14 protein-coding genes are annotated in these 13,798 nt (G+C 70.3%); 4 read left to right on the top strand and 10 right to left on the bottom strand.

The features are described 5' to 3' along the window. Nucleotides 1–105 precede the first annotated feature (105 nt). From SCMU_RS09255 to SCMU_RS09245, 3 genes are all read right to left on the bottom strand, one after another. Entirely contained in the window at nt 106–2,955 is a 2,850-nt protein-coding gene (locus SCMU_RS09255; protein ID WP_443020254.1) for an aconitate hydratase, read from the bottom strand. A 139-nt stretch (nt 2,956–3,094) separates the two neighbouring features. Beyond that, the gene (locus SCMU_RS09250) at nt 3,095–4,465 is read right to left on the bottom strand and encodes a class I SAM-dependent RNA methyltransferase (RefSeq protein ID WP_229232687.1); all 1,371 of its coding nucleotides are present in this window, start codon (nt 4,463–4,465) and stop codon (nt 3,095–3,097) included. Further along, nucleotides 4,462–6,435 carry an APC family permease gene (locus tag SCMU_RS09245; RefSeq protein ID WP_371829640.1) on the bottom strand — a complete coding sequence of 658 codons (1,974 nt, stop codon included), beginning with the start codon at nt 6,433–6,435 and terminating at the stop codon, nt 4,462–4,464. The genes SCMU_RS09250 and SCMU_RS09245 overlap by 4 nt, the downstream gene beginning before the upstream one ends. A 56-nt stretch (nt 6,436–6,491) precedes the next feature. Here SCMU_RS09245 and SCMU_RS09240 point away from each other — a divergent pair, with 56 nt between their 5' ends. Beyond that, entirely contained in the window at nt 6,492–7,163 is a 672-nt protein-coding gene (locus SCMU_RS09240; protein ID WP_229232686.1) for a potassium channel family protein, read from the top strand. After that, on the top strand, nt 7,164–7,886 hold the full coding sequence (locus SCMU_RS09235) for a potassium channel family protein (RefSeq protein WP_229232685.1): 723 nt from the start codon (nt 7,164–7,166) through the stop codon (nt 7,884–7,886). It begins immediately after the preceding gene. Nucleotides 7,887–7,901: 15 nt separating this feature from the next. On the opposite strand, the gene SCMU_RS09230 is transcribed toward SCMU_RS09235, so the two are convergent. From SCMU_RS09230 to dut, 4 genes are read right to left on the bottom strand one after another with little or no spacing between them, the layout of a single operon-like run. After that, a complete protein-coding gene (locus SCMU_RS09230; protein WP_229232684.1) occupies nt 7,902–8,630 on the bottom strand; it encodes a DUF3159 domain-containing protein in 729 nt (242 codons plus the stop codon). Between the two features lies 1 nt (nt 8,631). Next, nucleotides 8,632–8,949 carry a single stranded DNA-binding domain-containing protein gene (locus SCMU_RS09225; protein ID WP_229232683.1) on the bottom strand — a complete coding sequence of 106 codons (318 nt, stop codon included), beginning with the start codon at nt 8,947–8,949 and terminating at the stop codon, nt 8,632–8,634. Next, nucleotides 8,942–9,664 (bottom strand): DUF3710 domain-containing protein, encoded by a 723-nt coding sequence (locus SCMU_RS09220; protein WP_229232682.1) that lies wholly within the window; start codon nt 9,662–9,664, stop codon nt 8,942–8,944. The genes SCMU_RS09225 and SCMU_RS09220 overlap by 8 nt, the downstream gene beginning before the upstream one ends. A 42-nt stretch (nt 9,665–9,706) precedes the next feature. Then, nucleotides 9,707–10,204: a dUTP diphosphatase gene (gene dut / locus SCMU_RS09215; RefSeq protein ID WP_274602945.1), complete on the bottom strand. Its 498-nt coding sequence runs from the start codon at nt 10,202–10,204 to the stop codon at nt 9,707–9,709. 99 nt (nt 10,205–10,303) lie between these two features. Between dut and SCMU_RS09210 the strand changes: the two genes are divergently transcribed. Continuing rightward, nucleotides 10,304–10,795 carry a DUF3093 domain-containing protein gene (locus SCMU_RS09210; protein ID WP_229232681.1) on the top strand — a complete coding sequence of 164 codons (492 nt, stop codon included), beginning with the start codon at nt 10,304–10,306 and terminating at the stop codon, nt 10,793–10,795. Between the two features lie 87 nt (nt 10,796–10,882). Here SCMU_RS09210 and SCMU_RS09205 read toward each other — a convergent pair whose 3' ends face one another. Next, nucleotides 10,883–11,182 carry a DUF4193 domain-containing protein gene (locus SCMU_RS09205; protein WP_229232680.1) on the bottom strand — a complete coding sequence of 100 codons (300 nt, stop codon included), beginning with the start codon at nt 11,180–11,182 and terminating at the stop codon, nt 10,883–10,885. Between the two features lie 311 nt (nt 11,183–11,493). On the opposite strand from SCMU_RS09205, the gene sepH reads away from it, so the two are divergent. Further along, nucleotides 11,494–12,888: a septation protein SepH gene (sepH, locus tag SCMU_RS09200; protein ID WP_229232679.1), complete on the top strand. Its 1,395-nt coding sequence runs from the start codon at nt 11,494–11,496 to the stop codon at nt 12,886–12,888. 49 nt (nt 12,889–12,937) lie between these two features. On the opposite strand, the gene SCMU_RS09195 is transcribed toward sepH, so the two are convergent. Then, on the bottom strand, nt 12,938–13,594 hold the full coding sequence (locus tag SCMU_RS09195) for a thymidine kinase (protein WP_229232678.1): 657 nt from the start codon (nt 13,592–13,594) through the stop codon (nt 12,938–12,940). Next, a complete protein-coding gene (locus tag SCMU_RS09190) occupies nt 13,587–13,793 on the bottom strand; it encodes a hypothetical protein (protein WP_229232677.1) in 207 nt (68 codons plus the stop codon). The genes SCMU_RS09195 and SCMU_RS09190 overlap by 8 nt, the downstream gene beginning before the upstream one ends. Nucleotides 13,794–13,798 lie beyond the last annotated feature (5 nt).

Genomic DNA, 13,798 nt, shown 5'->3' with positions numbered 1-13,798 from the left:
AACGCCTCCGGCCGCAGACGCAGGGAGGGCCCTACCTCGCGGTAGGGCCCTCCCTGTGTGCGGCTCTGGTCAGCGCATCAACCTCCGCGCTAGACGCGCAGTCCGTCAGTGCGCCGAGATCTGGCGCAGGACGTACTGCAGGATCCCGCCGTTGCGGTAGTAGTCCGCCTCACCGGGCGTGTCGATGCGCACGACGGCGTCGAAGGACTTCGTGGAGCCGTCCTCTGCCGTCGCGGTCACCTTCACGGTGGCCGGGGTCGTACCGTCGTTGAGCGCCGTGACGCCCTCGACCGAGTAGACCTCGGTGCCCGTCAGGCCGAGCGTGGAGGCCGACTGGTCGGCCGGGAACTGCAGCGGCAGGACGCCCATGCCGATGAGGTTGGAGCGGTGGATGCGCTCGTAGCTCTCGGCGATGACGGCCTTGACGCCCAGGAGCGCCGTGCCCTTCGCGGCCCAGTCGCGCGAGGAGCCCGAACCGTACTCCTTGCCCGCGATGACCACGAGCGGGGTGCCGGCCTTCTGGTAGTTCACCGAGGCGTCGTACACGTACGACTGCGGGCCGCCGTCCTGGGTGAAGTCCCGCGTGAAGCCGCCCTCGACGCCGTCGAGGAGCTGGTTCTTGATGCGGATGTTCGCGAAGGTGCCGCGGATCATGACCTCGTGGTTGCCGCGGCGCGAGCCGTAGGAGTTGAAGTCCTTGCGCTCCACGCCGTTGGCCAGAAGGTACTGGCCCGCAGGGGTGTCCGACTTGAACGAGCCGGCCGGCGAGATGTGGTCGGTCGTGACCGAGTCGCCCAGCTTGAGGAGAACGCGGGCGCCGGAGATGTCGCTCACGGGTTCCGGCTGCGCCTTCATGCCCTCGAAGTACGGGGGCTTGCGGACGTAGGTGGACTTCTCGTCCCAATCGAACGTGTTGCCGGTCGGCGTGGGGAGGGACTTCCAGCGATCGTCGCCGTCGAAGATCGTCGCGTAGGAGCTGACGAACATGTCCTTGTCGATCGAGGCGTCCATGACCTCCTGGACCTCGGCCGGGTTCGGCCAGATGTCCTTGAGGAACACGTCATTGCCGTCCGCGTCCTGGCCGAGGGCCTCGGTGTCGAAGTCGAAGTCCATCGTGCCGGCGAGGGCGTACGCGATGACGAGCGGCGGCGACGCGAGGTAGTTCATCTTCACGTCCGGGTTGATGCGGCCCTCGAAGTTGCGGTTGCCGGAGAGCACCGCGGTCACGGAGAGGTCGTTGTCCTGGACCGCCTGGGAGATCTCGGCCTCGAGCGGGCCCGAGTTGCCGATGCAGGTGGTGCAGCCGTAGCCGACCGTGAAGAAGCCGAGCTTCTCGAGGTACGGGATGAGGCCCGACTTCTCGTAGTAGTCGGTGACGACCTTCGAGCCCGGGGCCACGGAGGTCTTGACCCACGGCTTCGAGGCGAGGCCCTTGTTCACGGCGTTGCGTGCGAGCACTGCGGCGGCGAGCATGACCGACGGGTTGGACGTGTTGGTGCACGAAGTGATCGAGGCGATCGAGACGGCGCCGTGGTCGAGCTCGAACTCGCGGCCGTCTGCCATCTTCACGTGGCTCGGGGTCGAGGGGCGGCCGGACGCGCCGGACGCCGCGGACTCGAGCGGGTTGCTGAGGCGCGCCGTCTCGTGGACGTGGCTGTCGGCCTCGGTCGTGGTCGGCGAGTCCGAGGCCGGGAAGGACTCGTCGACGGTCTCGTCGACGCTGCCGTCCTCGATGTGGCCGTTGCCGACCTCGACGTAGTTGTGCAGGTCCTTGCGGAACTGCTCCTTCGCGTCGGAGAGCTCGATGCGGTCCTGGGGACGCTTCGGGCCGGAGATCGACGGGACCACGGTGGAGAGGTCGAGCTCGAGGTATTCGGAGAACCGCGGCTCGTGGGCCGGGTCGTGCCAGAGGCCCTGCTCCTTGGTGTATGCCTCGACGAGGGCCACGTTCTCCTCGGAACGGCCGGTGAGGCGCAGGTAGTCGAGCGTGACGTCGTCGATCGGGAAGATTGCCGCCGTCGAGCCGAACTCGGGGCTCATGTTGCCGATCGTGGCGCGGTTCGCGAGCGGCACCGCCGCGACACCCTCGCCGTAGAACTCGACGAACTTGCCGACCACGCCGTGCTTGCGGAGCATCTCGGTGATGGTGAGCACGACGTCGGTCGCCGTGGCGCCCGCGGGGATCTCACCGGAGAGCTTGAAGCCCACAACACGCGGGATGAGCATCGAGACGGGCTGGCCCAGCATGGCCGCCTCGGCCTCGATGCCGCCGACGCCCCAGCCGAGCACGCCGAGGCCGTTGACCATCGTGGTGTGCGAGTCGGTGCCGACGAGCGTGTCCGGGTAGGCGCGCAGCACCGTTCCGGATCCGGTGTTCACTTCACGGGTCATGACCGTGCGCGCCAGGTACTCGATGTTGACCTGGTGCACAATGCCCATGCCCGGGGGGACGACCTTGAAGTCCTCGAACGCGGTCTGGCCCCAGCGCAGGAACTGGTAGCGCTCGCTGTTGCGCTGGTACTCGATCTCCATGTTCCGCTCGATCGCGCCGGCGTTGCCGAACACGTCGATCTGGACGGAGTGGTCGATCACGAGCTCCGCGGGGGCGAGCGGGTTGACGCGGGTCGGGTCCCCGCCGAGCTCCTTGACGGCCTCGCGCATCGTCGCGAGGTCGACCACACAGGGAACACCGGTGAAGTCCTGCATGATCACGCGGGCCGGGGTGAACTGGATCTCGGTGCTCGGCTGCGCGTTCGCGTCCCAGCCGGCGAGGGCGCGGATGTGGTCCGCCGTAATGTTCGCACCGTCTTCGGTGCGGAGAAGGTTCTCCAGGAGGACCTTGAGGCTGAAGGGGAGGCTTTGGGCGCCTTCCACGGAGTTCAGCCGGAAAATTTCATAATCGGTTCCGCCGACGTTCAGGACGCCTTTGGCTCCGAAGCTGTCCACAGTGCTCAATGCAGGACTCCTCTCGCAACACTGCCATCTTTGTCCCGGCCCGAGGGGGTCGCTAGTTAGGCATGCCTAACTAGGGGCTACCATGAAGGCCGTTCCCATCGCGGCCCATCCTAGACCCGATGCCGCTCAGGGGGGTTGGTCACGCGGGCGGAGTGAGCAGCCCGACCGTCTCGACGTGATGGGTCATGGGGTACAGGTCGAAGGCCCGCAGGCTCTCGAGCGTCCAGCCAGCGGCCCTGAACCAGCCGACGTCCCGGGCGAACGAGGCAGGGTCGCAGGCAACGTACGCCACTGCCCGTGGCGCCATGTCGATCAGCTGCCGCACGACGTCGCGCCCCGCTCCGGCCCTCGGCGGATCAAGCACGACAGCGTCGAACGCCCCCGGGCCGCCGTGACGGTGCAGCACCCGCTCGACCCTGCCCTGGACGACGGCGACCTCCGGCTGCCGCTTGAACGTCCGCCGCGCGTCGCGGCTCGTCCCCGGCGCCCCCTCGACCGAGAGCACGTATCCGGACGGCCCCACCGCCTCGGCGAGCGGCGCGGTGAAGAGGCCGGCGCCGGCGTAGAGGTCGGCGACCTGGGCGCCCGGCACGAGGGTGCCGTCAAGCACCTCCATCGCGGCGGTCATGAGGGTCTCGGGCGCTCGCCGGTGGATCTGCCAGAACCCCTCCCCCGTCACCGTGTAGTGGTGCCCGAGGACGTGCTCGGTGACCGACCCGCGCCCCCGCACGGTGAGCGGCGCCTTCCCGGCGCCGGGGCCGACCGCGCTCGCCGAGACGGAGGGGTCGAGCCCGGCCAGGATCTCGGTCAGCCGCGCGGGGGCAACGCCCTCGGCGAGCGTGAACACGGCCAGCGGCGCGGAGCCCGAGGCAGGGGCGGCGACCTCGAGGCGCTCGATGCCCCGCAGGTCAAGGTCCCACAGCCGCAGGGCGTTGATCTCGGGGGTCGCGAGCGGCATCTGCTCGACCGGGACAAGGGCGTCGGACCGGTGCGCGTGCATCGCGAGGAGTCCCTCGGGGGTCACCGCGAAGCTGCAGCGGGTGCGCCACGCGAGTCCGCCGGCGTCGTCGTCCGTGTCCGGGAACAGCGGTACCGGCTCGACGACGACCTCGTGCCCAGGGCCTTGCTCGATGCCCGCGAGCCGTGAGAGCTGTTCGCGTACCACCTCGGCCTTAAGCCTGCGCTGCTCGCCGAGTTCGATGTGCCCGAACTCTGCACCGCCCACGGGCAGGCCGCCCCGCGCGTAGGCGGCAAGCGAGTCGGCGGCGTCCCAGACGTGTGCGCGCCGGTGCGGGGAGGGCTCCAGGACGTCCACGACGTCGGCGCGCCAGAACTTCGCGTCCGGGGCGGCATCAGTGAGCGCGGCCAGCACGAGTTCTCCCGGGAGCCCGTGCCGGACGAAGACGACCCTGCCCTCGTGCCGGGCGACCATGTGCCCGCCGTGGGCCACCGGTCCCAGGCGCAGCTCGAGCGTGCTGCCGGCGGCACCGGCTTCCTCAGTCGTGCTCACAGCTCCTGCAGCCTCCTGGCTTCCTCGCTCGACTTCAGCTGCCATGGCACGGACGCCACCATGACGCCCGGCTCGAAATGGAGCCGGGTCTTGATCCGCAGCGCGGTCTGGTTGTGCACGAGCTGCTCCCACCATTTGCCCACCACGTACTCAGGGATGTACACGACGATCAGGTCCCGCGGAGACTCTCGCCGCATCCCCCGGATGTAGTCCATGAGCGGGGTGACCGTCTCGCGGTAGGGACTCGCGAGGACCGTGAGGGGCACCGGGATCTCGAGCTTGTCCCAGTCCGCGACCGTCTGGGCCGTCTCCTCGGGGCTGATGTCCACCGTGACGGCGTCGAGCTGGGACGGGCGGGAGGCGCGCGCATAGGCGAGGGCACGGAGCACCGGCTTGCGCACGTGCGAGACGAGCAGGACGGCGTGGACGCGGCTCGGGAGGGCCCGGGCGGAGGCGTCGTCGCCCACCGCGAGCTCCCGCGCCACGTTGGCGTAGTGCGCGTGGATGCTCCACATGATGAGGAAGATGGCGAACATCGCGAGGATCGCGATCCACGCCCCGAGGAGGAACTTGGTGATGAGCACGATCACGAGGACCGTGGCCGTCATGACGAGGCCAATGGTGTTGATCACCCGGGACCGCTGCATGCGCACCCGCACCGAACGGTCCTTGACCCGCTTGAGCTCGCGCGTCCAGTGGCGGATCATGCCGAGCTGGCTCATGGTGAACGAGACGAACACACCGACGATGTAGAGCTGGATGAGGCGGGTCACCTCGGCGTCGAACGCGATGATGAGCACGATCGCACCTACGGCGAGGGCGAGCACGCCGTTGCTGAACGCGAGCCGGTCTCCGCGCGTGCGGAGCTGGCGCGGAAGGTAGCCGTCCTGGGCCAGGATCGACCCGAGCACCGGGAAGCCGTTGAACGCCGTGTTGGACGCGAAGACGAGGATCACGCCGGTCGCCGCGACGACGATGTAGAAGGGGATGCTGCCCGCGCCGAAGACGGAGTCGGCGATCTGCCCGATGACCGGCGTCTGGATGTAGTCGCTCCCCACCGTGCGGCCGTCCACAAGCAGCTCGGTCCCGGGGTCCTGGACGAGGTGGACCCGCGTGGCGTTCGCGAGGAAGATGATCCCGGCGAGCATCGAGGCGGCAACGGCGCCGAGCATGAGCAGGGTCGTGGCAGCGTTCTTGCTCTTGGGCGGCTTGAAGTTGGGCACCCCATTGCTGATCGCCTCGACGCCAGTCAGCGCGGCTGCGCCGGAGGAGAATGCCCTCAGCAGCAGGAACGCGCCGGCGAGCCCCATGAGCCCCTGATCGAATTCCGGGGCGGGGACGATCGTGAAGTCCGCGCTCTGGGACGGCCTGAGGGTGCCCGTGAGCCACTGGACGACCCCGATCGCGGTCATCCCGAGGATCGAGAGCATGAAGACGTAGGTGGGAACCGCGAACACGGTGCCCGCCTCGCGGATGCCGCGGAGGTTCACGAGGGCCAGCACCACGACGCCGGTGACGGCAATGATCGCCTGGGTGCCGTGCAGCGCCGGCACGGCCGTGGTCAGGTAAGTCGCGGCGGAAGAGATCGACACCGCGACCGTGAGGACGTAGTCGACGAGCAGCGCGCTCGCCACCGTGAGGCCGGCGAAGCGGCCGAGGTTCTCGGTCGCGATCTCGTAGTCGCCGCCCCCCGACGGATAGGCGTGGACGTTCTGGCGGTATGAGGCGACCACCGTGATGAGGACGAGCATGACAGCGAGCCCCACCCACGGGGAAAGGGTCACCGCAGACACGCCTGCGAGCGCGAGCGTGAGGAAGATCTCGTCCGGCGCGTACGCCACGGAGGAGAGCGCGTCCGAGGCGAAGATCGGCAGCGCGATGCGCTTCGGCAGCAGCGTGTGCGTGAGCCGGTCGTTGCGCAGAGCGCGCCCCACGATCACGCGCTTGACCGAGTTCAGAATCGTCAGCACCCTGACACGTTATGCGACAACCGCGGGCGGTGTCATCGCGGGGTACATTGGGGGCCATGGCGCACTACGTGATCATGGGCTGCGGACGCGTCGGCGTCACCCTCGCCCACACCCTCGAGGACTCCGGCCACTCGGTTGCCATCATCGATCAGGACGACCGCGCCTTCCGCCGCCTGCGCCGCACGTTCTCGGGCCGCAAGGTCACTGGCATCGGGTTCGACCGAGACACGATGAAGCAGGCCGGGATCGAGGAGGCCTACGCGTTCGCGGCCGTCTCGAGCGGCGACAACTCGAACATCCTCGCCACCCGCGTGGCCCGTGAGACGTTCCATGTCCAGCACGTCGTCGCCCGCATCTACGATCCGGGGCGCGCGGAGATCTACCAGCGCCTCGGGATCCCCACGGTCGCCGCCGTCCGCTGGAGCGCCGACCAGGTCCTGCGCCGGATCCTCCCCGAGTCCGGTGTGGCCGGTGACTACCGGGAGCCCTCCGGCCGGCTGGTGCTCACGGAGGTCGGGCTGGACCCGACGTGGCTCGGGCACCCGCTCGCCGCCGTCGAGCGCGCCGCCCGCGTGCGGGTCGCGTACGTCACCCGCTTCGGGGAGGGCATGCTGCCTACCGCCGGGACGGCGTACCAGGAGGGCGACACCGTGCACGTCATGATGGATCTCTCCGACGCCGCCGAGGTCTCCCGCATCCTCTCCGCACCGCCCGTCAAGGAGGCGTAAGTGAAGGTCATCATCGCCGGGGCCGGCAGCGTCGGCAGCTCGATCGCGCGCGAGCTCCTCGCCCACCGTCACGAGGTCCTGCTCATCGACCCCAAGCCCGAGGTGATCGGGCGCAGCGGGCTGCGCGGTGCCAAGTGGCTCATCGGCGACGCGTGCGAGCTCTCGACCCTCAAGGAGGCCCGCGTCGACGAGGCGGACGTCGTCGTGTCCGCTTCGGGGGACGACAAGGTGAACCTCGTCGTCTCGCTCCTGGCCAAGACGGAGTTCGGGGTCGGCCGCACGGTCGGCCGCGTGAACAACCCGAAGAACGACTGGATGTTCGACGGCGCGTGGGGCGTCGACGTCGCGGTCAACACGCCACGGCTCATGACGGCCCTCGTCGAGGAGGCGGTCGAGATCGGCGACGTCGTGCGCCTCATGACGCTGCAGACCGGCGTCGCGTCCCTCGTGGAGTTCACCGTGCCCGCCGACTCGCACGTTGTCGGCAAGACGGTGGGCCAGATCGATTGGCCCGCCGACTGCACACTCGTGGCGATCCTGCGCGACCAGAAGCCGATCCCACCGAGCCGGGACGACGTGGTCGACCACCGGGACGAGCTGTTCTTCATCTCCACGATCGCCGGAGAGGACGAGCTCAGGGCCCTCCTCGCGCCGCAGTCCGAGGCACCGGAACGGGAGCTGCCGGCACCCGCCGAGGACGAGGACGACGCGTTCGACGGCTGAGGCGGTCGGCAGGGCTCAGTCCGCGGAGGGCGCCGTCGTCGGGGCCGTGATCGGCCGGGTGATGAGCCACGCGATCCAGAGGCCGAGCGCGTACAGCGGCACCCCCATGATCAGGCGTGTGGCGCCCAAGGCGACCAGACCGGCGTCGCCCATGAAGTACAGCGGAACCTGCACGAGCAGACGCAGGGCGAGCACGGCCACCATGATCCAGGTGCCGAGGCCGTACTGCCGCGCCCGGACGGGGTCCTGGCGCCAGTGCAGGCCCTCGTTCCGGAGGAAGCCGAACAGCACGCCCATGAGCGGCCACTTGAGCAGGATCGAGATGACCATGGCGGCGATGTACGCGGCGTTCGTCAGGAACCCGGAGACGTAGAAGTTCTCCGCGCGGCCCGTGAAGAGCGCAAGCGCGGCCGAGACGCCGACGCCGATGACACCCGCGAACGCCTGGGTCGGCGGAGTGCGGCCCACGAGGCGCACGACGACGAAGACGGCCGCCACGGCAAGGGACAGCACCGCGGCAAGGACGAGGTTCTGCACGAGCGTGAAGCACACGAGGAACACGAGCCCGGGCAGGATGCTCTCGAGGAGGCCGCGCATTCCCCCGGCGCTGCGGAGCACGTCGATGCGCCCGTCGTCGTGCCGGTGCAGGCCGGCCTTGGCGGCGTAGGCCCTGGCGAGGTCGGCGGTGCTCGGGGCCTCCTCCGGGTTGGGTCCCCGGTCCTGGGCGCCGTCGTGTGCGCTCACGTCAGTCCTCCTGGGCAAGGATCTCGTAATGAGGGTTGTAGATGGTCGGGACTCCGTGGAAGTGGGCGAGCATGCCGGAGAAACGCAGGCGCGTTCCGGCGTTCACGCCGCTGACCCGGCGGCGGCCCAGCCAGACGAGGCAGAGTGCGGGCCCGCGTCCGGGGAGCGCGCTCTCATCCTCGACCACCGCGGTCAGGCGCGGCGCCTCGTCGGCGGGGACGTACGTGAGCGAACGGACCACGCCTTCGCCTGCCACCTGCCCCCGCTCGGGCAGGCCTCCGAAGCCCTCGAGCCGGACCATGCCGGCCGCCTCAGCCAAGATGGGTGATCTCCGGTCCCCGCTCGGGCGCCTGCGGCGCCTCCTCGTGTCCAGGGCCGTTCTCGTGCGGTGCGGCCTCGACCGGGATCCGCAGGGGCAGGAGCTCCCGCGGGGGGAGCGGCGACTCCCCACGGTCCACCACGACGTGCCGGAAGAGGTCCTCCAGCTCCGCGGAGGCCTCACGATTCTCGGCTGCGGGCCCGCCGAGCACACCGCGGAGGAACCACCGCGGGCCATCGACCCCCATGAACCGCGCGGCGCGGTAGCTGCGGCGCTCCCCCGACGCGTCCGCGGGGAGCCTCGCGATGAGCTCAGGGCCGAAGGTGCCTTCTGTCTCCTCGACCATTCCGCCCTGGCTTGCCACCGACTGGGCGATCTGGGCGCGGATCTCGCCCCAGAGGCCCTCGGAGCGGGGCGCCGCGAAGGCCTGCAGCTGGAGGTTCGAGCCGTTCAGGTCGATGGTGACCGCGACCACGCGCTGGGTGGCTTCCTCGAGTTCGAGTCGGAGCTGGACGCCGTCCACCGGACGGACGAGGATCGCCCCCAAGTCCACATATCCGATCTCGGTGCTGGCCTCGCTCGCGTCGAAGGGCCCCTTCTGGGCACGCCCGTAGCCGCTCTTGTCCGGCTCGCTGCGCTTCTGCGCGGGCAGGCCGAGCACCGAGGGGTCCTCGGCCGTCAGCTTGGCGTTCTTGCCGCGTCCGAACAGTGCCACACAAACTCCTTAGTCTCGCCGGCGTGGGGCCGGCAGCCCTGGCTACTGGGCAGTGAACCCGCCGGTCGAGCCGAACCCGCCCGCGCCCCGCACGGATCCGGACAGCTCCGGGACGGTGACGAACCTGGCGTGCTCCACGCGCTGGATCACCATCTGTGCGATTCTATCGCCGCGGCGGAGCTCGAGCGTCGCGCTGGAGTCGGTGTTGAGCAGCGTCACGGCGATCTCGCCGCGGTACCCCGCATCGACCGTGCCGGGGGCGTTCACCACGGTGAGGCCATGCTTGGTGGCCAGTCCCGAGCGCGGATGGATGAGGGCCACATAGCCGAACGGGAGCGCGATGCTCACGCCGGTCGGGACGAGCGCGCGCTCACCGGGGGCCAGCGTCACGTCGACGCGGGCCCTCAGGTCCGCGCCCGCGTCCCCCTGGTGGGCGTACGACGGCGGTTCGAGTCCGTCGTCGAGCATCTTCAGCTCGACGTCGAGGGTCGGCTCCCAGGCCGGCGCCGGGGCGGAAACTGTCTGCTGCTCGGCATTCACCCGTCAACTCTAGCGGGACCCTGTGCCGTGCAGGCGCCCACCGGCGTCGCCCCCGCTGCCGGTTTTGTCCCCGGCGGGGCGCGGGTGGAAGCTTGGGACATGCCTGAGCCCACGACTCCCGCCCCCGGCGCGGGAACCGCAGATCCCGTCGTCTACTCCGAGAAGCTGTGGCCCGCGTGGTGGGTCTGGGTGGTCGCCGTGGGCGTCTCCGCCGCCGGAATCCTCGTGTTCGCCCCCATCAGCATCGCGGCAGGGTTCACCGCCGCCGTCGTGATCTTCATCATCCTCGCGGTCGCACTGATCGGATCGACCCCGCTGGTCCAGGTCACGACGACGACGTTCCGCGCAGGCCGGGCGACGCTCCCGCTCGGGTTCGCCGGCGAGGTCGAGGCGTTCAGCGGCGAGGAGGCCACGGCCGAGCGCGGCCCGCGGCTCAATGGGCTCGCCTACCTCTGCCTGCGCGGCTGGATCTCCCCGGTGGTGCGGGTCGAGCTCACCGACCCCGAGGACCGCACACCGTATTGGCTCGTCTCGAGCCGGCATCCGTCCAAGCTCGTCGCAGCGCTGACAGAGCATTCCCGCGCGGCCTGAGCCTCCGGCCCGCGGCCCGACACCCAAGACGGCGGCCCCAGCGCGTGATGCGCCGGGGCCGCCGTGGTGGGGACGCGCAGAGGGCGCTCAGCCCTCGCACTCCTTGCAGTAGAGCAAGCCGTTCTTCTCTCGTGCAATCTGCGAGCGGTGGCGGACGAGGAAGCACGAGGCGCACGTGAATTCGTCGGCCTGGGCCGGCAGCACGCGCACCAGGAGTTCCTCGCCCGAGAGGTCGGCGCCGGGCAGCTCATAGCTGTCTGCGGCCTCCGCCTCGTCTTCATCCACCGAGGCAGACTGCTTATCGGTGCGGCGGGACTTCAGCTCCTCGATGGAATCCTCGTTGAGCTCTTCCTCGTTCTTGCGCGGCGCATCGTAGTCGGTCGCCATAGTTCTTCGTTCACGCTCCGTCAAGCTAGCCATGTCACGTGGCATCCCACGTAGTCCACTCCAACGCACTCGGCCCCCATTTTGTGCCCAGTGACGGGGAGATTGTTCCCCAAGCGGAGCTAAAACGCCACTCCGGCCCGGAACATTCCCGTCACGAGCGTCCCAGCGCCTCGGTCGCGGGCACGCTCGACGGGCCGAAAGCCCCGGCGGAATCCTCGCCGATATCGCGGCACACCGGGGGTTTAGCCCGCGATTCCGCCACGCGAATGGCACAGTTCTACTGGAGACCTAGAGCAAGCTGGAGGGCGTCAATGCAGGATCAGCAGGATCAGGCGCGAGCGCTGCGCCTGGTGGGTGTCCATGAGGACGGCGCCCACCTCCTCGTCAGCGCCCCGAACGGCGACATCTTCCGCCTCCCGCTCGACGAGGCGCTGCGCCGGGCCGTGTCCCGGCCCGCGCCCCAGCGCCCCTCTCCCGGCCATGGCGACGGCGGCGCCGGCATGACCCCCAGGCAGATCCAGGCCGAGATCCGGGCCGGGGCGACCGCGGAGGAGGTCGCGGAATCCTCCGGCGTTCCCCTTGCACGGGTGCAGCGTTTCGAGGGCCCGGTCCTGGCCGAGCGCGAGCACATGGCGCGCCGCGCCCAGGCGGTCGAGGTTCCCGGCAGGCTCCCGAACCAGGACGCTCTCCGGGGCCCGCACCAGGAGAGGCCCGCCACGCTCGGCGAGATGGCCGCGTACCGGCTCTCGCTCCACGGCGTCTCCGCGGACAGCGTCGAATGGGACTCGTGGCGGCGCCCCGACGGCCAGTGGACGGTGGTGGCGCGCTTCGCCCTGCCGGAGGGCGCGCCGTCGTCCATCGGCGAGGAGCCGCCCGCGATCTGGACGTTCCATCCGGTCCACCGGACCGTTGCGAACGCCAACCGCTGGGCGCAGCAGCTGAGCGAACTGGAGCCGCTCGACGGGCCCTCGCCCCGACGCCGCCTGTCCGCGGTCGCGGACCATCCCTTCGACGTCGAGGCGCCCGAGTCCGTGCGTCGGGCAGAGATGCCCGCCCCGGGGCCCGTGGACCGCGAGGCGGAGCTTCTGGACATGCTGCGGGCGCGCCGCGGCCAGCGCCTCGGCGTGGACGAGGACGCCGACGATGCCCTCGCGCTCCTGCTCACCCATGGCATCCCGGCCGCGCACCCGAGGCCCTCGGACGTCGCGGAGGCTCCGGCCGAGGAGCCCGAGCCTGCCTACGAGGATGAGGCCGACGGGGAGCAGGACGCCGAGCCGTCCACCGCCACCGTGCCCCGGGGCGGCATCACCTCGCTTCTCTCCCGCCTCGCTCCCCGGACGCACGACGCCGACGACCCGCACCTCGCGCTCCGGCCCGGCCTGAGCGGGGAGACCCATCAGATCACGGTCGTCCCGTCGAGGCGCCCGCAGGAGCGCGACGAGGGGCACGGAGCGGCAGACGGCGGAACGGAGGCGCCCCGCGACGAACGCGGCGCCGATGGGCCAGATGCGGGAGCCCGGGCGCCGCACGGACAGGCCGAGGGCAGCCCCCGAGCCGAGCGGACTGTGGGCCGCGGCGAGGTCCCATCGCAGGCCCCACCCGCCCAGCAGGCCCCGCCAGCGCCGGAGCCCCGACGCTCCTCGCGCGCGAAACGCTCCTCGGTGCCGAGCTGGGACGAGATCGTCTTCGGCACGAAGGGCGACTAAGCCGAAGGCATGACGAGGGCACGGCGAGCCACGGCACGGCCCGCAGGGGCTAGTCCCCGAACGGCAGGAGCTGCTCGCCCTCTCCCATGACCGCCGCCAACGCCGCGGTACGCCCGGCCATGTAGTGCCGGCGGCAGAGCGTCTCGTAGCCGACGCTGCCCGAAGCCAGCCCTCGGCCCGTGATGTCGGCCACGACGACCTGCTCCCCCGTCAGGACCATCGTCCCGTCCACGGTCCTCGCGTTGTGGGTCGCCCGGCGGCCGCACCAGCACAGCGTCGGTACCTGGAGCGTCTCGATCCGGTCCGCGAGCTCGACGAGCCGTGCGGAGCCCTCGAAGAGCCGTGCCCGGAAGTCCGTCCCGATCCCGAAGGCGTACACGTCCACGCACAGCTCGTCGACCACGCGGGCAAGTTCGTCGACCTGCCCCGAGCGGTAGAACTGGGCCTCGTCGCAGATGAGGTAATCGACCTCCTTGGCGTGGGTGCGGCGCCGCACGACCTCGTCCCAGAAACTCGACTCCGGGCCGACCTCGATCGCCGGCGTGCTCAGGCCCAGCCGGCTCGTGATCACGGCCTCGCCGGAGCGGTCGTGGCTCGTGAACAGGAGGCCCTTCCGGCCGCCCGCACGGTGGTTGTAGTCCATCTGGAGCGCCAGGGTCGACTTGCCGCTGTCCATCGTGCCGGTGAAGAACACGAGCTCAGCCACGCTTGCCCCGCTTGCCCTGGATCCGGCCGCGCGCGCGGAACGCGACGAGCGGCACCTGCCGCTCGGCTTTGGTCCATGAGCCGTGCTGGCCCACCATCTCGAACGCCTGGGGCCGCACCCGGCGGCCGTCGTACAGCGCGAGGCCCCCATGGACGGCCACGATGAGGTCACCGATCCGGTCGTGCACCTGCTCGGACACGACCG

The sequence above is a fragment of the Sinomonas cyclohexanicum genome, from assembly GCF_020886775.1.
In the GTDB taxonomy this organism is placed as follows: domain Bacteria; phylum Actinomycetota; class Actinomycetes; order Actinomycetales; family Micrococcaceae; genus Sinomonas; species Sinomonas cyclohexanicum.
Note: the sequence above shows the minus strand (reverse complement) of the source record. Positions and strands in the feature narration are given on the sequence as shown.